This window comes from Catenuloplanes niger (assembly GCF_031458255.1).
In the GTDB taxonomy this organism is placed as follows: domain Bacteria; phylum Actinomycetota; class Actinomycetes; order Mycobacteriales; family Micromonosporaceae; genus Catenuloplanes; species Catenuloplanes niger.
In genome coordinates this window covers 6,886,554-6,906,292 of sequence record NZ_JAVDYC010000001.1, presented here as the reverse complement: position 1 = coordinate 6,906,292, position 19,739 = coordinate 6,886,554, and the positions used below count along the sequence as shown (strand labels likewise).

Below are 19,739 nucleotides of genomic sequence, written 5' to 3'. Positions count from 1 at the left end.
GCGGGCGACGGGACCGGCCGCGCGGCGATCAGCCGTACAGCTCCGGCATCGGTGGCAGGGAGACCTGCTGGGGGGCGCCGGTCTCCAGCGCGCGCACGCACGCCTGCGCGACGAACGTGGCGGCGAAGCCGTCCCAGGCGGTGGCCGCGTTGCCGTTGCCGTCGACCCAGTCCTGCAGTTCCAGGCGGTACGCCTCGGCGAAGCGCGGGCGCCAGTCGGCCGGCAGCGCCCGGCCGTCCACGCCGGAGCGGCGCAGCACCGTGGGCGGCGGGCCGTCCAGCGTGACCGTGCCGAGCTCGCCGACGAGTTCGGCGCGCACGTCGTAGCCGTAGCGGGCGTTGACGAACACCTCGACGTCCGCGATCGCGCCGGACGCGGTGCGCAGCAGGAGGATCTGCGGGTCCGGGGTGCCGCCGCCGTGGCTGGTCGCGCGCGGCGCGTGCACGGACACCTCGGTGATCTCCTCGTCCAGGATCCACCGGGTGATGTCCAGCTCGTGCACGGCCGAGTTGGTGATCACGGCGGCGCCGGGCAGGCCGGGGACCGCGGCCGGGTTGCGGTGCACACAGTGCAGGATCAGCGGCGCGCCGATCTCGCCGAGTTGCAGCATGCGCTTCATCTGCGTGTAGCCGGGGTCGAAGCGGCGCATGAAGCCGACCGAGACGAGGCGGGTGCCGGCCTTCTCCTCCGCGTCCAGGATGCGCTTGCACGCCTCGACCGTGGGCGCGAGCGGCTTCTCGCAGAGCACCGGCTTGCCCGCGGTGATGCAGGCCAGCACGTACTCCTCGTGGGTGTCGTCGGACGACGCGATCAGCACGGCGTCGAGGTCGTCGTCGACGATCAGCTCGTACGGGTTGCCGAACACGCGCGCGCCGCCGCTGGTCATCGCGACCTCGGCGGCCCGGACCGGGTCGAGGTCGTAGACGCCGGCCACGCGCGCGCCGGAGACGGACGTGGTGAGCAGCCGGGCGTGGTCGGTGCCCATGATGCCGGTGCCGATGATGCCGATGCGCTTCACAGCGAGACCCACTTTCCGGTACGGACGGACTCCGACATCGCGTCGAGCGCGCCGGCTGCGGCGACCGCGTCGTCGAGCGTGGGCCCGTGCGGCTTGCCGGTGGCGATCGAGGTGAGGAAGCCGGCCGCCTCGATCACCTTGAGGTCGTCGTACCCCATCGGGATGCCGGCGCCGGGCTGGAACGCGCGCAGGTCGCCGTGCCCGGCCGTCGCGTACACCGTGCGGTAGCTCTGGTCCTGGTAGTCAGTCCCGGTGCTCACGGACAGCTCGCCCATCCGGCGGAAGTCCCAGGCGAGCGCGCCGGTGGAGCCGTGGATCTCGAAGCCGTACGTGTTCTGCTCACCGACCGCGACCCGGCTGGCCTCCAGCACCCCGCGGGCGCCGGACGCGAACCGCAGCAGCGCGGAGACGTAGTCCTCGTTCTCCACCTCGCCGGGCGGCCCGTCCGCGCGGGAGAAGTGGCTGCCCGCGCCGGTGACCGTCGGGCGCGCCGGAATGATCACCGACGTGTCCGCGACCAGCGCGGTGACCGGCCCGAGCAGATAGCGACCGAGATCGATCGCGTGCGAGGCGAGGTCGCCGAGCACGCCGTTGCCGCCGGACGCGCGGGTGAACCGCCAGGACAGCCCGCCCTCCGGGTGCGCCGCGTAGTCGCTGAAGAACCGGATCCGCGCGTTCGTGACCGTGCCGATCCCGCCGGCCGCGATCAGCTCCCGGGCGTGCGCGACCGCGGGCGCGGCCCGGTAGTTGAACCCGACCGTGCTCTGCACGCCCGCGGCGGCGGCCGCGTCGAAGACCGCACGCGTGTCGGACGCGTCGACACCGACCGGTTTCTCGATCCACAGGTGCTTGCCCGCGGCGGCGACGGCCGTGCCGATCTCCCGGTGCAGGAAGTTCGGCGCGGTCACGCTGATCGCACCGATCCGGTCGTCGGCGACCAGCGCGCGCCAGTCCTCCGACGACGAGACGAAGCCGTACTGCGCGGCGGCGGCCGACGCCCGGCCGGGTGCCGGATCGGCCACCGCGACCAGCGAAGGGATCAGCGGCAGGTCCGGGAAGTGGTGGCGGACCCGCTGGTAGGAGCGGGCATGCACCTCGCCCATCCAGCCGAAGCCCACCACGCCGACGCCGATCCGGTCGGACGCGGTCACACGTTCTCCTTCAGGTAGGTCACACTGCGCCGCACGTCGCCGATCGGGCCCTCGCCCGCCGGCGGTACGTCGTGCAACGCGCAGTCCTGTTCCAGCACGTACCAGCCGCGGTAGCCTACGGCCTCCAGGCTGCGGACGAGAGCGGGTATGTCCAGGTCACCGTCGCCGAGCGGGCGGTAGAGCCCGGCCCGCACCGCGTCGACGTAGGGCAGGCCCCGGCCGGCGACCGAGGTGTCCACGTCCTTGAGGTGGACGTGCGCGATCCGGTCGGCGGCCAGGGCGATCAGCTCCTCCGGCCGCATGCCGCCGAGCAGCAGGTGGCCGGTGTCCAGGCAGATCGGCACGTCGCTGCCGTCGAGCAGCCGCAGCACCGCGTCCCGGGACTCGATCGCGGTGCCGACGTGCGGGTGCAGCGTCGGCAGCAGGCCACGCTCGCGCGCCATCGCCTGCAGCGTGCCGAGCGTGGCGAACAGCGTCCGCCACTCGGTCTCGTCGAGCGGGACCGCGTGGTCGTAGCTGCCGTCGGCGGAGCGGGCGGCGAGGACGACCACGGACGCGCCGGCCGCGGCCAGCGTGTCCATCGCGGTCGCGGCCTCGTCGAGATCCGCGGCGGTGGCGAGGTGCATGGGCACCGGCAGGAACCCGCCGATCAGGCGCAGGCCGCTGCGGTCCAGCAGCTCGCGCACGTCGGCGGCGTCCTTGCCGAGGTATCCGGTGGGCCCCAGCTCGGTCGCCCGCAGGCCCAGTGAACTCATCTCGGACAGCACCCGGTCCGCGGGCAGTTCCAGCCCCCAGCCCGGTGCTTCGCACACACCCCAGGAGATCGGTGCACCACCCAGCCGCTGGCTCGACGGCACACCGCTCCGCTCCACCGTTTGCTTCACCCCTTCGCCTCCTCCTGGTACAGACGCGCCGTGTCACTGGTGGACGGGTCGCGTTCCAGCTCGTGGGCCAGCTCCTCCAGTTCGGCGCCGCCGGCCATCATTCGGGTCAGCTCCGCCAGCGAGACATCGGACTTCGCCAGGTCGCCGAGGCTCTTGCCGCGGTTCAGGAGCAGGAACCGATCACCGATGGGGTACGCGTGGTGCGGGTTGTGGGTGATGAAGATGACCCCCAGCCCGCGGTCGCGGGCGGCCGCGATGTAGCGCAGCACCACGCCCGCCTGCTTCACGCCCAGCGCCGAGGTGGGCTCGTCCAGGATCAGCAGCTTCGCGCCGAAGTACACCGCGCGTGCGATCGCCACCGACTGCCGTTCGCCGCCGGAGAGCGTGCCGACCGGCTGCTCCGGGTCGCGGATGTCGATGCCCATCGAGCCGAGCTCGCGCCGGGTGATCTCGATGGCCTTCTGCCGGTCGAACCGCCGGAACGGCCCCCACCCCTTGGTCGGCTCCGAACCGAGGAAGAAGTTCCGCCAGATCGCCATCAGCGGCACCATCGCGAGGTCCTGGTAGACCGTGGCGATCCCGGCGTCCAGCGCCGCGCGCGGGTTGGACAGCGTGACCGGCGCGCCGTTCATCAGCAGCTCGCCGCCGTCCGGCCGATGCACGCCGGACAGGATCTTGATGAGCGTGGACTTGCCGGCGCCGTTGTCGCCGAGCACGCAGGTGACCTCGCCGGCCCGGACCGTGGTGGAGACGCCGGCCAGCGAGATGACCGTACCGAAGGTCTTGGAGACGTTCTTGATCTCCAGAAGAGGGGCGCCTTCTTCTTCCGAGGGCATCGTCATCTCCTCGACTGCTCGGCGAAGCGGCGGATGTACTGGTTGGCCAGCACGGCCAGCAGCAGCATCGCGCCGAGGAAGAACTTGAACCAGTCCGCGTCCCAGCCGGCGTAGACGATGCCCTGCGACGTCATGCCGAAGATCAGCGCGCCGACCGACGCGCCGACCGCGGAGCCGAACCCGCCGGTCAGCAGGCAGCCGCCGATCACCGCGGCCACGATGTAGATCAGCTCCTGGCCGAAGCCGGCCTGCGCCTGGATCGAGGTGAGCCGAACGATCTGCGTGGTGCCGATGAACCAGGCCGCGAACGACGTGGTCATGAACAGCGCGATCGTGGTGCGCTGCACCGGCACGCCGACGTTGCGGGCCGCGGTCAGGTCACCGCCGACCGCGAAGATCCAGTTCCCGAAGCGGGTACGCAGCAGGACCCACGACCCGAGGATCGTGGCGAGGACCCACCAGACGATGGCGATCTGGAACGGCGCGCCCGCGACGGTGATCTCACTGGCGAAGATCGTCTTGAGGACGCCGTACCCCTGGATCTTGTCGAAGTTGTTGACCTGGACGGTGTTGGTGACCAGCTTCGTCACGCCCAGGTTCAGGCCCTGCAGCATCAGGAACGTGCCGAGCGTGATGATGAAGCTGGGCAGCTTCGTGCGCATGACCAGGTAGCCGTTGACGAAGCCGATCGCCAGGCACAGCGCCAGCGACAGCAGCAGCGCGACCCAGGTGTTCACGCCGTAGTAGGTGGTGAGGATGCCGCTGGTGATCGCGGCCGTGCCGGTCTGCACGCCGGCGGACAGGTCGAAGTGCCCGCCGATCATCAGCAGCGCCACGGCCACGGCCATGATGCCGAGCGTGGAGGCCGGGTCGAGCCAGTTCGCCACGCCGCTGGCCGACCGGAACACGTCGGAGAGCACCGCGAAGAACGCGAAGACCAGCACCGCACCGATCAGCGCGCCCAGCTCCGGCTTGAGCAGCAGGCGGGTGAGGGGCCCGACGCGGGCGACGCGTTCGTCGCCCGCCTCGGTTGCCGCGACGGCGCTGGTCATCAGCGGGTTCCGGCCGCGGCCAGCTCGGCGACCTGCGCCGCGTTCTCCTTGGTGACGAGCGCGGGGCCGGTCAGCACCTGCTGGCCACCGCCGAGCACGTTCAGGTTCGCCTTGTACTGGGTGAGCATGGTGACGGCCATGTAGCCCTGGAGGTAGGGCTGCTGGTCCACCGCGAACAGGATCTTGCCGTCCTGCACGCCCTTCGCGACCTCCGCGTTCAGGTCGAACGTGGCGAGCTTCGCCGGCGACGCGGCCTCGGCGATGCCGGCGGCGGCCACGTTCGCGACCGGGCCGCCGAGCGTGACGACGCCGTCGATCGCGGTGTCCGACTGCAGCTTCGCCTTGATCGTCGACTGCGCGGCCTGCAGGTTGTTGATGTCCACCTGGAGGTTCTGGATCTTGCCGCCGAGCGTGGCGCCGACCGCGGCGCAGCGCTCCTCGAGGCCCACGTTGCCGGCCTCGTGGATCACGCAGACCACGTTCTTGACGCCCTGGTTCGCAAGTTCGGTGCCGACCGCCTCGCCGGCCACCTTCTCGTCCTGGCCGATGTGGGTGAGCGCGCCGAACTCCTTGGAGCGGGCCGCACCGGAGTTGATGGTGATGACCGGGATGCCGGCCGCGACCGCCTTCTCCACGGACGCCTTCAGCGCGTCCGGGTTCGCCATCGACACGACCAGGCCGTCAACCTTCTGGTTCACGGCCGCGTCGATCAGCTGGGCCTGCTTCTGCGGGTCGCCGTCGCTGCTGTACTGGATGGTGTCGCCGAGGTCGGTGCCGGCCTTCTCGACACCGTTCTTGACGATGCTCCAGAACGCGTCGCCGGCCGCGCCGTGCGTGACCACCGCGATCTTCAGACCGTAGGTGCCACCGCCCCTGCCACCGGAGGTGTCATCGTCGTCACGGTTTACCGCGTTCTCGCTCGAACAGGCGGCGGCGGTCACGAGGAGGGCCAGGGCCGCCACGGAGGCCCCGACCCGATAAAGAGACTTCATTACCGAGAGTCCTTTCAGGAATACAGCGCGCAATACGCGGTGTGCCCTCCGCGTACGCCCGGTTACAGGTAGTGCTTTTGGGCGCGTTTGCCCTCCCGATACCGTGCGTTCGCGTCGCGCACGGTGTTCAAGGTAGATGAGGCCGCGACCGGCACGTCCCACCACGATCCACTTCCGGGAGAATCCACGTACGGATCTGCGTCGACATGCACCACGATGACGCCTTCCGCCTTGCGTGCGGCGGTCAGCGCGTCGGTCAGCTCATCGACCGTGGTGGCGCGGATCACCTCGGCGCCGAGGCTGCGCGCGTTCGCGGCCAGGTCGACCGGGAGCGTGTCACCGGCCAGCCGGCCGTCGCCGTCGCGGAACCGGTAGGCGGTGCCGAACCGCTGCGCGCCCACCGACTCGGACAGCCGGCCGATCGAGGCGTAGCCGTGGTTCTGGACCAGCACCACGATCAGCTTGATCCGCTCCTGCACGGCGGTGACCAGTTCCTGCGACATCATCAGGTACGAGCCGTCGCCGACCAGCACGAACACCTCGCGGTCCGGCGCGGCCAGCTTCACGCCGAGGCCACCGGCGATCTCGTAGCCCATGCACGAGTAGCCGTACTCCACGTGGTAGCCCTTGGGGTCCCGGGTGCGCCACAGTTTGTGCAGGTCACCCGGCATCGAGCCGGCGGCGCAGACGACCACGTCGCGCGGCTCGGCCGCGTCGTTGACCGCGCCGATCACCTCGGTCTGGGCGGGCAGCGGCTGGTGACCGGCCCGGTAGGCGCGTTCCACGATCGCGTCCCACTCGGCGGCGAGGCGGCCGGCCCTCTCCCGGTACGCGTCGTCGGTCCGGTAGCCGGTCAGCGCTTTCTGGAGCTGCTTGATCGTCTCGCGCGCGTCGCCGACGACCATCGCACCGGAGTGCTTGGCCGCGTCGAACGCCGCAACGTTGATGTTGACGAATCGGACATTTTTCGCGGCGAACGCCGTGCGGGAGGCCGTGGTGAAGTCGCTGTAGCGGGTGCCGATGCCGATCACCACGTCCGCCTCCCGGGCGAACTCGTTCGCGGCCGTGGTGCCGGTCGCGCCGACCGCGCCGAGGCTGAGCGGGTGGTCGTACGAGAGCGAACCCTTGCCGGCCTGGGTCTCCGCCACCGGGATGCCGGTCGCCTCGGCGAGTTCTCGCAGCGCCTCGGTCGCCTCGGAGTAGATGACGCCGCCGCCCGCGACGATCAGGGGCTTACGCGCGCTTCTGATCACGTCGAGCGCCCTGGCGAGCGCGGCCGGCTCCGGCACCGGGCGCGGCACGTGCCAGACCCGGGGCGCGAACAGCTCGTCCGGCCAGTCGTACGCCTCCGCCTGCACGTCCTGCGGCAGCGCGATCGTGACCGCGCCGGTCTCCACCGGGTCGGTCAGCACCCGGGCCGCGTTGAGCAGCGCGGACGGCAGCTGCTCCGGCCGCCACACCCGGTCGAAGTAGCGGCTCACCGGCCGGAACGTGTCGTTGACGGAGATGTCGCCCGTGCGCGGGTCCTCCAGCTGCTGCAACACCGGGTCCGCGACGCGGGTGGCGAACACGTCACCGGGGAACAGCAGCACCGGCAGCCGGTTCACGGTCGCCAGCGCCGCGCCGGTCACCATGTTCGTGGCACCGGGGCCGATCGACGACGTGCAGGCCAGGGTCGACATCCGGTTGCGCTGGCGGGCGAACCCGGCCGCCGCGTGCACCATGCCCTGCTCGTTGCGGGCCTGCCGGTACGGTGCCGCGCCCGGATCGGTCAGCTCCGCCTCCAGCAGCGCCTGCCCCAGCCCGGCCACGTTGCCGTGCCCGAAGATGCCGAACCAGCCGTCGATCAGCCGGTGCTCGACACCGTCCCGCTCGGTGCGCTGCGCGGCCAGGAACCGCACGGTCGCCTGTCCCACGGTGAGCCTCATGACGCGTTCCCCTTCCCGAAGGGCAGTCGCGGGTCGATCTCCTGGTCCGCCCAGGTGTCGCGGATCCAGGCGTGCTCCGGGTCGTCGCGGATCAGCCAGGCGCGGGCGCCGGGCCCGGCCATCACGTTGAGGTAGTAGAGGTCGTAGCCGGGCGCGGCCATCGACGGGCCGTGCCAGCCGTGCGGAACGAGCACGATCTCGCCGGTACGGACCTCGGTGGTGACGTCGATCGGGCGCTCCGGCGTGCCGTAGACCCGCTGGTAGCCGGGGCCGCCGTCGGCCACCTCGAAGTAGTAGATCTCCTCGAGGACGGACTCGCCGTCGCGCTCCTCGTCGTGCTTGTGCGGCGGGTAGGACGACCAGTTGCCGCCGGGGGTGAGCACCTCGCAGGCGATGATCCGGTCCGCGTCCAGCACGTCCGGGACGCCGAAGTTGTGCACCTGCCGGGAGCAGTTCCCGGCGCCGCGCAGCTCGACCGGGACGTCCGCCACCGGCACGTACCGGAACGGCTTGGGGTTGGTGGCCTTTGCGCTCGCCAGAGCGATCTTTCCGCTTCCCGTGATGGTCAGCGTGGTGTTGATGGGGATATATGCGACATCGGTCGGGCCGTCGAAGACGCTGGCGCGCCCGGCGAGGTCCGCTTTGTCGCCATCACCGGTGGACACGCTTGCCGAACCGTGGAGCGGGACCACGATCATCTCGGTGTCACCGGTGTCCGTGGCGTAGGCCTCCCCCGGCTCCAGCGCGACGATCCGCAGGCCGGAGTAGGTCCAGCCGGCGGCCTCCGGGGTCAGGTCCTCGAGCACGATCACGCCGGACCCCTTGCCTTCCGCCGAGTCGCTCATGCCCGCGCCCCCTGGCCATGGACCAGCGAGACCGCAGTGTCGACCGCGGCGGCCACGTCACCGTCCGGCGGGTAGAGCAGGGCGCGGCCGACCATCAGACCACGCACGCCCGGCGCGGCCAGGGCCCGGCCCCAGCTCGCGTAGGTCTCGTCCGGGCTGCCGGACGGGTCGCCGCCGAGCAGCAGCGTGGGCAGCGTGGTCGCGGCCATCACGCTGTCCATGTCGTCGACGACCGGGAGCTTCAGCCAGGTGTACGCGCTGGTGCCGCCGAGTCCGGACGCGATCGCCACCGACTTGATCACCGCCTCGGTGCTCAGGTCGTTGCGCACCGTCCCGTCGGCGCGGTGGGACAGGAACGGCTCGACCATGGCCATCCTGCCTTTCAGTGCGAGCGCGTCGACCGCCTTCGCGGCGGACTCCAGCGTGCGTACCGTGGCCGGGTCCCCGGGGTCGATCCGGACCAGCATCTTGCCGCCGTCGAAGCCCATCCGGGCCACCGACTCGGCGTCGTAGCCGGTGAACCGGTCGTCCAGCTCGAAGACCGCACCGGCCAGGCCACCGCGGTTCATCGAGCCGATCGCGACCTTGCCGTCCAGCGCGCCGAGCAGCAGCAGGTCCTCCAGCACGTCCGCGGTGCCGAGCACGCCGTCCACGCCGGGCCGGTCCAGCGCGGTGACCAGGCGGGTGAGCAGCACGGTCCGGTCGGCCATCGCGGTGCGGTCGCCACGGACCGCGAGCGCGCCGCGGGCCGGGTGGTCGGCCGCGACCAGCATCAGGCGGCCGTCCGGCGTGTTCAGCGAGCCCTTCCGCCGGTTCGCGGCCTTCTCGGCGATCGCCTCCGGGTGGGTGGCGCGCAGCTCGCGGAGCTTGTCGACGTCGATGTCAGGCATGGTTCGCCTCCAGCGCGCGCTCGACCTCGTCGGTGGTGGGCATCGCGGTCGAGCACTCCAGCCGGCCGGCGACGATCGCACCGGCCGCGTTCGCGAAGCTGATCAGTTTCTTCAACGGCCAGTCGTTCAGGAGGCCGTGACAGAGCGCGCCGCCGAACCCGTCGCCGGCGCCGAGGCCGTTGACCACGTCGACCGGGGTGCTCGGGACCCGTACCGACTCGGTGTGGGTCCTGGCCAGCACGCCGTCCGGGCCGAGCTTGACGATCGCCAGCTCGACGCCGGTCTTCAGGAGCGCGTCGGCGGCTCTCTCGGGGTCGGTCTCGCCGGTGGCGACGGCGCACTCGGTGAGGTTGCCGACCGCGACCGTGACGTCCGGCAGCGCCTTCTCGATCTCCGCATGGGCCTCGTCGGGCGAGTCCCAGAACATCGGGCGGTAGTCGAGGTCGAGCACGGTGTGGCTCTTCCTGCCCCGGACCGCCCACGCCGCATGGTGTGCCGCGCGGCTCGGCTCCTTGGACAGGCCGGTCACCGTACACCAGAACAGGCTTGTCGCCCTGATGGTTTCCTGGTCCAGCTCTTCGGGCTTTATCACCAGGTCGGGGGCGATCGGCTGCCGGTAGAAGTAGAGCGGGAAGTCGTCCGGCGGGAAGATCTCGCAGAACGTGACGGGCGTGGCCAGGCCCTCGACGGGCGTCACGAAGCGGTTGTCCACGCCCAGCTCGGTCAGCGTCCGCCGCACGTACCGCCCGAACGGGTCCGGCCCCACGCGGGTGATCACCGCGGTTCGCCGCCCGTGCCGCGCCGCCGCCACCGCCACGTTCGTCGCGCTGCCACCCAGGAACTTGCCGAACGACTCGACATCCTCCAGCCCGACCCCGGTCTGCAGCGGATAGAGATCGACGCCGACGCGCCCCATCGTGACAACCTCAAACCCGGCCATAAGGTACGTGTCCCCCTCGATGGATTGCGCCCAGGTGTCGGGAACGTTTCCGTTCCGCGAGCTTCCGCTCACCCGCCGCCCCGGTCAATACTTTGTCCTGACAAACACGCTCGCTTGTCTGCTCCCCCGCGGGGTGATCGCGTGCCACTGCCCGCCATCGACATCGACCGCACCTCCCCCACCTCGCTGTATCTGCAGGTCAGCACCGCTCTCGTGCACGCTATCGAGACCGGCCTGCTGGCGCCCGGCGAACGCCTGCCGGACGAGGTGTCGTTCGCGGCGTCCCTCGGCGTCTCCCGCCCGACGATGCGGCGCGCGATCGAGGAACTGGTCGCGGACGGCCTGCTCACCCGCAAACGCGGCGCCGGGACCAGGGTCAACGACCTTCAGGTCCGGCGCCGGGTCGCGCTGACCAGCCTGCACGACGACCTGACCGCGGCCGGGCGGCATCCGACCACGCGGGTGCTCGCGTTCGACCCGCTCGCGGTGGACCGGCACGCGAGCCGGATGCTCGGCCTGCCGGACGGCGAACGCCTGATCCACTGCGAACGCCTCCGCTACGCGGACGGCGCCCCACTCGCGATCCTGCGCAATTGGCTACCGCCGCGCTTCGCCCCGCTGACCGCCGCAGACCTGGCCACGCAGGGCCTCTACCACCTGCTCGGCACTCAGGACGGCCGCCCGTCCGTCGCCAAGCAACGCATCACCGCCCGCGCTGCCACCGCCACCCAGGCCCGCCTCCTCGACATCAGCCCCGGCGCCCCCTTGATTGCCATGCAGCGCACCGCTTTCGACGCCTCCGGCTCCCCCGTCGAATTCGCAGACAACCTCTACCGCGCCGACCACTACACCATCGACGTCACCGTCTACCACCGATGAGCGCCACGGCCACAAAGCCGTCGAGCACCGGTGGCAAGTCGCGCTGACGTGCGGCCGGACCGGATTCTTGACGGCTCACGTCGAGCGACCATTCATCACCGTCGGGCGGTGCGGTTCGCACAGGGCCAGAAATTGACGCGGGGCCGGGTTGACGGTTGTTGAACGTGCACCTCGTCCGGTATGCGGCGGCAAGATCGGCAGCGTCCGGCCGGGCCGGACGCTGCCGATCCGGCCCACCTCCGCGCACCGAACCCGGGCGCAGCCGGCCATCGCACTTACTATTCCGTTACCGGGATCGAGCCCATCGCAGAACCAGCCTGACCGGCGCCAACGCCAGCAGGATCGCCGCGACGAGGGCAAGAACCAACACGTCGGATACTTCATAGAGCAGCACCGCCAAGGCTCCGGCCACAACGCCGAGCACCAGCCCCGCAACCGAGAGCTTCCATAGCGAATAGTGATTTATGACTCTCTCCCCCGACTCGCATTTCGAACGTACCTGGAATTCACCGGTGGGCCGTGGCTACCCGACGGCGCGGGCGACGTCGACGGATTCGCCACCGGCCGAACGGTGAGTGGCGCAGAAGTCCGCCGGAACGGGAGAGGGCGACGGCGGGCAACGGAGGCGTTCGCGGCCACTGCGACGTTGCCGGTGCCGGGGTGGCGGGTGCGGCCGGCGAGCCGACGGTTTCGCCGTCGCAAGCGAAGGAGCGGGAGCCGCCCACCTGGGCCGGTGGTCGTGCGCTTGAGCTCGGTGCCGTCCGGCAGGTAGCGCGTGACCGTGCCGGATGCACGGCGCAGCAAGCGGGTGCCGGCGGCGTCGTGGCCGCACCGCGGTGCCCCCGGCAGCGGCCCGCCGGCCGGCGCGGACGCGCCGGACGCGGGCGCGACGGTGTTCGGTGAGCCGTCCGGCGCGCAGGTGAACCGGTGCGCGCACGGGCCGGCCGGCGCGCCCCCGGCAGCCGGAATAACCACTGTCGTCGACAGTGGACGGAAGTCGTCGCCGTAGCCCTTGATGGCGAAAGTGTGAGCGTTGCCGTCGTGGTGGCCGATACGGGAAACGGGAAGCGGGCGACGGCCTCGAGGGTCCAGGCGGCCAGCACGGTCGCGCCCGGAGGGCGTTCGCCGGCCCCGGCCGCGGTTGCCGCATTGACGTTGCGGGCGCACTCGGCCTGACCGCTCTCGATGACCGGCGCAACCGTTTCAACTTTGCCGCACGGAAAAGGCCGTGGTCCGGGCGCCCCACCCGGACCACGGCCACGCGTGGTGGTCCGGCCTCAGCCGCCCACCCGGCGCCGGTCGGCCTCGGCGTCGGCGCGGCCGACCGGGGTGGGGTCGATGTCCCGGGTGGCGCCGCGGAGGGAGTCGTCGGCACCGGCGCGGATCGCGTCGGCGCGGGCGTCGTCGGCGCCGACGATCTCGCCGCCGTCCGGTATGTCGTCGAGTTCCGCGCGGTCCGTGGCCGCGCGGGCGGCGGCCAGTCCGGCGGCGGTGTAGTGCGGGTCTGTCGTCATGCCGTATCGCTACCCGCGCCGGGGGCGGCAAAACCCGGGACGCAATCCCCCGCGCGCGTGGTGCGGCGCGCCGCCCGCACGGGTACGACAGACGGGGACGGAAGGGAGAATGACGATGACGGATCTTGCGCGACGATACGAGAACGGCGTCTACACGGTGTCCGGGCCGGCCGGGACCGCCCGGTACGAACCGCTGCTGGCCAAGGGCTCGGTGCAGGCCGCGGACGGCAACCACCTGTGGGAATACCTGCCGGCGCGGCTCGGCGAGCGAGCCTCGCGGGCGCTCGACCGCAATGACGCCGACCTCTGGCCGGTGATCGAGGAGTGGTACCTCGACCGCCTCGATTCACCCACCCGGTCGACTCTTTCGTGAACCCCGTTTACCGGGGTGTCCGATGAGGAATCCCGGGCCATGAAAAAGGAAGATTTGATCAAGGCGACACACCCGATGGTGCGATTCGACGGGCTGTCCCTCGACGTCAGGGATCTGGACGCGCAGGCCGCCTTCTGGCATGCCGCGCTCGGCGGCGGCACGCTCCGGCAGGAGGGCCCGGGGCGTGCTCGGATCGACCGGATACCGCAGCGCCCGGACGCGGAGATCCTCCGGCTGCGGCAGGTGCCGAACCTGTCACCGGACGGCGCCCGCGTCCACCTCGATCTGCGGTTGGCCGGTGACACGCCGGACGCGCTCGTCGAGTCCGGCGCGACCGTGCTCCGGAAGCCGGGCGACGACCCGTGGTTCGTGCTGGCCGACCCGGAGGGCAACCAGTTCTGCGCGTACCCGGCGGTCGACGACCGCCCGCCGGGGATCTTCGAGCTGGTGGTGAAGTGTCAGGTGGCACACGACCTCGCGAAGTGGTGGGGCACGGTGCTCGGCGGGCGGGTCGAACAGGAGGGCGAGGCGGTGTCGGTGACCGGCGCGCCCGAGTTCCCGTGGGACTTCATGGTGTTCGATCCGGTGCCGGACCCGCGCCCGGTCCGGCCGCACATGCACTGGCACGTGACGCTGCGGGACGAGACGCCGAAGGAGTTGATCAAGCATGGCGCGCGGCTGATCGCCGGGCCGGACGCCGACGAGGACGGCTGGCTGCTGGAGGACCCGGAGGGCAATCGCTTCCACGCGGGTACGGCCGGGTAACGAACCCCGACATAGCTCGATAAAGGTGGACGACTGCCGATAGTCTGCGGCCTATGGGCACCTTCTGTCGGCCGTCGTCCGAATCCTGATGGGGCTGACCTTCGGCGCCGTCGGCGTCTTCGTGTTCGCGCAGATCGGCTGGCCGTACCTGACCGCGCATCTCCACCCGGAGAGCACGGTGACCGTCGCCGAGCCGTGCGGTCCGGGCACGAACGATTCGGAGCGGGTCTGCGCCGCCTCGTGGACGCGCGACGGCGCCGAGGTCCGCGGTGAGGTGCGCGGTCACGGGCTGGCGGCGGGCGAGCGGGTGGCCGCGCGCGTCGACGGCGGCACCGCCGTCGTGCTCACCGACACCACCACGCTGCTCCTCTACTGCACACCGCTGCTGTTCGTGCTCGCCGGCCTGTTCCTCATCTTCTCCCGGCGCGGCCGGTGGTCGTCCGGCGGCGACGGCGGTGACGGTGGGGGCGGCGACGGTGGGGGCGGCGACGGTGGGGGCGGCGACGGTGGGGGCGGCGACGGTGGGGGCGGCGACGGTGGGGGCGGCGACTGATCTACCGGTCGACGGGGACCCGCGGCGACCGCCGCCTCAGACGAGAGCCGGGGGCGACCGCCGCCTCAGACCAGGGCCGGGGCGGCGATCAGCCGTCCCAGCCAGTGCGACCGGGCCTCCGCCGCGGCGCGGGCCATCGGCGAGTCCGGGACCAGCGCGTCCCACGCGTGCGTGCCGCCGGGCCAGACGTGCAGCTCGGCCGCGCCGCCGTCGGCCCAGATCCGGCTCGCGTACGTCACCGCCTCGTCCCGCAGCACGTCGGCCGACCCGACGTCGACGAACGCGGGCGGCAGCCCGGACAGGTCGGCGGCCCGGGCCGGCGCGGCGTAGGCGGAGACGTCGAACGTGCCGGCCCGCGCGCCGAGCAGCGCGGACCAGGCCAGCCGGTTGTGCGCCCGGGTCCAGGTGCCGCTGCGGTCGAACTGCCGCGCCGACACGGTCCGGTCCCGGTCGTCCAGCATCGGGCAGATCAGCAGCTGGCCGAGCAGCGCGGGGCCGCCGCGGTCGCGGGCCAGCAGCGCGGCGGCGGCGGCCAGGGCGCCGCCGGAGCTGAGGCCGGCCACGACCAGCCGGCCCGGGTCGATGCCCAGGTCCCCGCCGTTGCGCGCGGTCCAGGTCAGCGCCGCGTACGCGTCCTCCACCGGGTACGGATCCGGGTGCTCCGGTGCCAGCCGGTAGTCGACCGAGACCACGACCAGGTCGTGCGCGGCCAGCAGCGGCAGGATCAGCGACAGGCCGGTGAACCGGGTGCCGCCGACCATCCCGCCGCCGTGCAGCACGAACAGGCCCGGCCCGGACCCGGTGTGGCCCGGCCGGCTGAACACGGTGCCGGTCAGCGGGGCGCCCCGGTAGCCGTCGACGGTGATGTCCCGCCGCGCCACGTCGAAGACGCTCAGGTCCTCGTGGTTCCCGGCGCGCAGCCCCGCGATCAGCGAGTCGGTGGACGGCACCGGGGCGTCGTGGACCAGGCCGGCGGCGGCGAGCACCGCCTCGACGGCGGCGTCGTAGGGAGGTCGCATGCTCCCAGTGGATCACGCGAACATCGACACCACGTTGACGGGCGGCGACGGGCGGGTACCGTGCCCTGCGGTGATCTCGAACGAGGGGGAGAACATGGGCGGCAGCCCGGAGCCGGCGATACCGGCGTACGTGGACAGCCCGGCACGGGAACGACCGCCGGGCACGCCGCTGGGGCGGTGGCTGCTGAAGGACCGGGTGCAGCCGGCCGGGCCGGAGACAGCCGAGTCGCACGCGCGGCCGCAGGCCTGGTGGAAGGTGATGTGCCTGACCGGCGTGGACTACTTCTCCACGCTCGCCTACCTGCCCGGCATCGCGGCGCTGGCCGCGGGCGTGCTGTCGCCGCTGGCCACGCTGCTGATCGTGGCGCTGACGCTGCTCGGCATGCTGCCGATGTACCGCAGGGTCGCCCGGGAGAGCCCGCACGGCCAGGGCTCGGTCGCGATGCTGGAGAATCTGCTGCCGTTCTGGTGGGGCAAGCTGTTCGTGCTGATCCTGCTCGGCTTCGTGGCCACGTCGTGGATCGTCACGATCACGCTCTCCGCCGCGGACGCGTCCGTGCACCTGCTGGAGAACCCGTACCTGCCGAGCGCGTTCCACGGACAGGCCGTGCTGATCACCGTGGTGATGCTGCTGATCCTCGGCGGCGTGTTCCTGCTCGGCTTCAGTGAGGCGGTGGGCGTCGCGATCCCGCTGGTCGCGGTGTTCCTCGGGCTCAACCTGGTCGTGGTCGGCGTGGGCCTGACCGACGTGTTCACCACGCCGGGCGCCCTCCAGGGCTGGACGACCGCGCTGACCACCGGGCAGGACGGCTTCTTCGGCGTGCTGACCACCGCGGTCATCGCGTTCCCGCTGCTGGTGCTGGGCCTGTCCGGCTTCGAGACCGGCGTGAGCATGATGCCGCTGGTCGCGGCGAAAGGCGCGGACGCGCGGCAGCGCCTGGAGGACCGGGTGCGCAACACGCGCCGGCTGCTCACCGCTGCCGCCGTGATCATGAGCTTCTACCTGATCGCGACCAGCTTCGTGACCAGCGTGCTGATCCCGGCGGAGGCCTTCCAGGAGGGCGGGCCGGCGAACGGCCGGGCGCTGGCCTACCTGGCGCACGAGCGGCTCGGCGAGGCGTTCGGCACGGCGTACGACATCAGCACGATCTTGATCTTGTGGTTCGCCGGCGCGTCCGCGATGGCCGGTCTGATCAACATCGTGCCGCGCTACCTGCCGAGCTACGGCATGGCGCCGGAGTGGTCGCGCGCAGTCCGCCCGGTGGTGCTGGTCTACACGCTGATCAGCGTGGTGCTGACGATCGCGTTCGGCGCGGACGTGAACGCGCAGGCCGGCGCGTACGCGACCGGCATCCTGGCGATGATGGTCTCCGGCGCGGTCGCGGTCACCGTGTTCGCGATCCGGCACCGCAAGCGCTGGGCGAGCGTCGGGTTCACCGTGCTCACGCTGGTGCTGGTGTACGCGATGGCGGAGAACATCATCGCGAAGCCGGACGGCATCGCGATCTCCGCGCTGTTCATCGCCGGCATCATCGTGGTGTCGCTGATCTCCCGGGTGACGCGCACCACGGAGCTGCGCGCGGACCGGATCGAGTTCGACGACGTGGCCCGGCGGTTCATCGCCGACTCGATCACGCACGACGGCGCGCTGAACCTGATCGCGCACCGCCACCGGGACGACGACGTGGCGGAGTACGCGGAGAAGGAGGGCGAGCAGCGCGGCATGAACCCGGTCCCGGGCCGCGCCGACGTGCTGTTCCTGGAGGTTGACGTGGCCGACCCGTCCGCGTTCAGCGGCGTGCTGCGGGTGCGCGGCGTGGCGGTCGGGCCGTACCGGATCCTGCGCACCAGCAGCCCGGCCGCGCCGAACGCGATCGCGGCCGTGCTGCTCGCGCTGCGCGACGCGACCGGCGTCCGCCCGCACTGCTACTTCGAGTGGGCCGAGGGCAGCCCGGTCGTGCACCTGCTGCGCTACCTGCTGCTCGGGCGCGGCGACACCGCGCCGGTGGTCCGCGAGATCATCCGCCAGACCGAGAAGGACGCGTCCCGCCGGCCCGGCATCCACGTCGGCTGATCAGGGACAGGTCTCCACGTAGACCGCGATCTTCTCGAACAGCGCGGTCCGGTCGGGCTGCTGCGCGGCCAGCTCGCGCAGCTGCCTGATCCAGTCCGTGCGGCCGTGCTCGGGCAGGTAGACGGAGTGCTGGTAGATGAGGTGCTTCAGCTCCTCGTCCGGCGCTCCGTCGACGCCGCGCCGGATCGCGTCCAGGATCGCCCGGCTGGCGCCGTCGTCGAGCGTCCCCCGGGTCAGGTCGATCAGGTCGGTCAGCGCGCCGCCCCGCGTCTCCGGGTCCTTCTCCAGCACCGACGGCACCACCGCGAGCGCCCGCAGCTGCCGCTGCTCACCCGCGCCGAGGTAGTCGAACGCGCTGCCGGCCAGCGCGGTGTCGCCGCGCTGCTCGATGCGCAGGATCGCCTGCCACGCCGCGAACAGGTCCTTCTGCACCGTGTCGAGCGCGCCGATCTGCGGCAGCAGCGTCTTCAGCGCGGACCCGTGCTCGTCCAGCACCTGCCGGATCGCGCTCACGTCGCTGACCGGCGTGGTGAGGAACGTGATCAGCCGCTCGTCGGCCGGCGGACCGGCGGAGGTGACCGGGGGCCGCGCCGCACCCGCCTTGCGCAGCAGGTCGGAGGTGATCGTCCGGACCGGCGCGGCGACCGTGTTGCCGGCCGCGTCCCGGGCCGACCACAGGTTGTCCAGGTTCAGGCCCTGCCCGCCGGAGGTGCGCGGCTGGTGCACCATCGCGAAGTCGTACCCGCCGAGCAGGCCGGTGACGCCCGGCGGCGCGTCGCCGTGGATCACCACGATCGGCGCGTCGCCGCCGGCGAGCTGGTTCTGCCGGTGCTGGAACAGCAGCCACTCGAGGTTGGCGAGCTGCCGGGTGGACGGCCCGCGCAACCTCCGGTCCGTGGCGACGACCACCACCGGCGCGTCGACGCCCTCGGCCGCGGCCGCGATCTCGGACCGGAACCGCTCGCTCAGCGCGCCGGGCGCGCCGACCACGTCGACGCTGCGGCCGGTGCCGACGATCGGCAGCGCGTGGATGGCGGGTGTGCGGTGGATCGGCCGGGCGGGCGCGGCCGGTCCGGCGGCCCGGATCTCGTCCAGCCAGGACGCCAGGTCCGCGGCGCCCTCGGCCGGGGTGAACGCGATCCGGTCCGGCGCGGCCGGCAGCAGCGCGGCGTCGCCGGTGCCGGGGTCCACCACGGACACGCCGTGCTCGTCGTGCAGCGCGAGCACGGTCCGCGTACCCCCGGACGGCGCGGTGACGGTGACGAACGCGCGCGTGCCGGGCGCCGCCATCGCGGCGAGCAGGTCGCCGTACCCGGCGAGGTCCCGGGCCGGTGCGCCGGTGACGTCCGCGGGCCGCAGCGGCCGGGGCAGGCGCCGCAGCGTGTCCGCGTACGCGTGCCGGACCAGCGGCGCGGGCACGCCGAGCCGCACGCCGTCCGCGCCGAAGATCATCCGCGCCCACGGGTACGGCGTGCGCAGCGCCAGGTCGCGCATCTCCGGCGGAACGTCCGCGTAGGCGTCCGCCGCGCGGTGCCGGGACGGCATCACGCGCACGAACTCCGCACCGTCGACCGGGGCCGGCCGCATGCCGCCGTCCACGCCGAGCAGCCGGTGCGGGTCCACCGGCGGGCCGGCGCGCAGCCCGGCCCGGGCCACCTCGACCGGCAGGCCGATCCGGTCGGCGCGGGCCGCGACGTCGGCCAGGGACAGCCCGTCCGGGTCGAGGCGCACCACGTACCGGTCCGCGGACTCGATCGGGACACCCTCCAGGAACTGGCGCAGCACGGCGCGCGCCCGGTCGGCGCCCAGCGCGGTGGCGTCGCCCAGCGCGTCCGAGATCTCCTTGCCGAACGTCAGGTAGGCGAACCGGTCCATCGCCGGCAGGTTCATGATCCCCCGCAGCCGGGTGTCCCGGTTCCGGGTGGAGATCGACTCGGTGTGCAGGTGGGCACCGGTCGCGGTCGGCAACATGTGGTCGATGCAGATCGCTTCCGAGTTCTTGATGGTGAGCGGTAGCTCCACGGTT

At 72.1% G+C, this 19,739-nt stretch carries 18 protein-coding genes; 5 read left to right on the top strand and 13 right to left on the bottom strand.

The features are described 5' to 3' along the window. Positions 1 to 28: 28 nt before the first annotated feature. The 10 genes from J2S44_RS30550 to iolC all read right to left on the bottom strand — a co-directional run bounded on the left by J2S44_RS30550 (position 29) and on the right by iolC (position 10,536). Positions 29 to 1,018, bottom strand: a complete 990-nt coding sequence (locus tag J2S44_RS30550) for a Gfo/Idh/MocA family oxidoreductase (protein ID WP_310420922.1) — start codon at positions 1,016 to 1,018, stop codon at positions 29 to 31. Beyond that, positions 1,015 to 2,169, bottom strand: a complete 1,155-nt coding sequence (locus tag J2S44_RS30545; RefSeq protein WP_310420920.1) for a Gfo/Idh/MocA family protein — start codon at positions 2,167 to 2,169, stop codon at positions 1,015 to 1,017. Before J2S44_RS30545 ends, J2S44_RS30550 begins: the two co-directional genes overlap by 4 nt. Beyond that, positions 2,166 to 3,053 (bottom strand): TIM barrel protein, encoded by an 888-nt coding sequence (locus tag J2S44_RS30540; protein WP_310420918.1) that lies wholly within the window; start codon positions 3,051 to 3,053, stop codon positions 2,166 to 2,168. Before J2S44_RS30540 ends, J2S44_RS30545 begins: the two co-directional genes overlap by 4 nt. Then, positions 3,050 to 3,889 (bottom strand): ATP-binding cassette domain-containing protein, encoded by an 840-nt coding sequence (locus tag J2S44_RS30535; RefSeq protein WP_310420916.1) that lies wholly within the window; start codon positions 3,887 to 3,889, stop codon positions 3,050 to 3,052. The genes J2S44_RS30540 and J2S44_RS30535 overlap by 4 nt, the downstream gene beginning before the upstream one ends. Before the next feature lie 2 nt (positions 3,890 to 3,891). Next, the gene (locus J2S44_RS30530) at positions 3,892 to 4,941 is read right to left on the bottom strand and encodes an ABC transporter permease (RefSeq protein ID WP_310420914.1); all 1,050 of its coding nucleotides are present in this window, start codon (positions 4,939 to 4,941) and stop codon (positions 3,892 to 3,894) included. Continuing rightward, positions 4,941 to 5,933, bottom strand: a complete 993-nt coding sequence (locus J2S44_RS30525) for a sugar ABC transporter substrate-binding protein (RefSeq protein WP_310420912.1) — start codon at positions 5,931 to 5,933, stop codon at positions 4,941 to 4,943. Before J2S44_RS30525 ends, J2S44_RS30530 begins: the two co-directional genes overlap by 1 nt. A 62-nt stretch (positions 5,934 to 5,995) precedes the next feature. After that, positions 5,996 to 7,861 carry a 3D-(3,5/4)-trihydroxycyclohexane-1,2-dione acylhydrolase (decyclizing) gene (iolD, locus tag J2S44_RS30520; protein WP_310420910.1) on the bottom strand — a complete coding sequence of 622 codons (1,866 nt, stop codon included), beginning with the start codon at positions 7,859 to 7,861 and terminating at the stop codon, positions 5,996 to 5,998. Then, positions 7,858 to 8,706, bottom strand: a complete 849-nt coding sequence (gene iolB, locus J2S44_RS30515; RefSeq protein WP_310420908.1) for a 5-deoxy-glucuronate isomerase — start codon at positions 8,704 to 8,706, stop codon at positions 7,858 to 7,860. Before iolB ends, iolD begins: the two co-directional genes overlap by 4 nt. After that, positions 8,703 to 9,596 carry a Cgl0159 family (beta/alpha)8-fold protein gene (locus J2S44_RS30510; protein ID WP_310420906.1) on the bottom strand — a complete coding sequence of 298 codons (894 nt, stop codon included), beginning with the start codon at positions 9,594 to 9,596 and terminating at the stop codon, positions 8,703 to 8,705. Before J2S44_RS30510 ends, iolB begins: the two co-directional genes overlap by 4 nt. Continuing rightward, positions 9,589 to 10,536: a 5-dehydro-2-deoxygluconokinase gene (gene iolC / locus J2S44_RS30505; protein ID WP_310420904.1), complete on the bottom strand. Its 948-nt coding sequence runs from the start codon at positions 10,534 to 10,536 to the stop codon at positions 9,589 to 9,591. Before iolC ends, J2S44_RS30510 begins: the two co-directional genes overlap by 8 nt. A 141-nt stretch (positions 10,537 to 10,677) precedes the next feature. Between iolC and J2S44_RS30500 the strand changes: the two genes are divergently transcribed. Then, a complete protein-coding gene (locus tag J2S44_RS30500) occupies positions 10,678 to 11,415 on the top strand; it encodes a GntR family transcriptional regulator (protein WP_310420902.1) in 738 nt (245 codons plus the stop codon). Positions 11,416 to 12,692: 1,277 nt separating this feature from the next. On the opposite strand, the gene J2S44_RS30495 is transcribed toward J2S44_RS30500, so the two are convergent. Further along, a complete protein-coding gene (locus J2S44_RS30495) occupies positions 12,693 to 12,929 on the bottom strand; it encodes a hypothetical protein (protein WP_310420900.1) in 237 nt (78 codons plus the stop codon). A gap of 115 nt (positions 12,930 to 13,044) precedes the next feature. Between J2S44_RS30495 and J2S44_RS30490 the strand changes: the two genes are divergently transcribed. The 3 genes from J2S44_RS30490 (at position 13,045) to J2S44_RS30480 (ending at position 14,620) form a co-directional block, all read left to right on the top strand. Next, positions 13,045 to 13,302 (top strand): hypothetical protein, encoded by a 258-nt coding sequence (locus J2S44_RS30490; RefSeq protein ID WP_310420897.1) that lies wholly within the window; start codon positions 13,045 to 13,047, stop codon positions 13,300 to 13,302. A 39-nt stretch (positions 13,303 to 13,341) separates the two neighbouring features. Beyond that, on the top strand, positions 13,342 to 14,067 hold the full coding sequence (locus J2S44_RS30485) for a VOC family protein (protein ID WP_310420895.1): 726 nt from the start codon (positions 13,342 to 13,344) through the stop codon (positions 14,065 to 14,067). An 88-nt stretch (positions 14,068 to 14,155) separates the two neighbouring features. Then, entirely contained in the window at positions 14,156 to 14,620 is a 465-nt protein-coding gene (locus J2S44_RS30480) for a hypothetical protein (RefSeq protein WP_310420893.1), read from the top strand. Between the two features lie 65 nt (positions 14,621 to 14,685). Here the strand turns inward: J2S44_RS30480 and J2S44_RS30475 are convergent, their stop codons facing one another. Further along, positions 14,686 to 15,639, bottom strand: a complete 954-nt coding sequence (locus J2S44_RS30475; RefSeq protein WP_310420891.1) for an alpha/beta hydrolase — start codon at positions 15,637 to 15,639, stop codon at positions 14,686 to 14,688. Positions 15,640 to 15,733: 94 nt separating this feature from the next. Here J2S44_RS30475 and J2S44_RS30470 point away from each other — a divergent pair, with 94 nt between their 5' ends. Then, the gene (locus J2S44_RS30470) at positions 15,734 to 17,713 is read left to right on the top strand and encodes an amino acid permease (RefSeq protein WP_310430000.1); all 1,980 of its coding nucleotides are present in this window, start codon (positions 15,734 to 15,736) and stop codon (positions 17,711 to 17,713) included. Here the strand turns inward: J2S44_RS30470 and J2S44_RS30465 are convergent, their stop codons facing one another. Next, entirely contained in the window at positions 17,714 to 19,735 is a 2,022-nt protein-coding gene (locus J2S44_RS30465; protein WP_310420889.1) for a hypothetical protein, read from the bottom strand. It abuts the gene before it with no gap. Between the last annotated feature and the right edge of the window lie 4 nt (positions 19,736 to 19,739).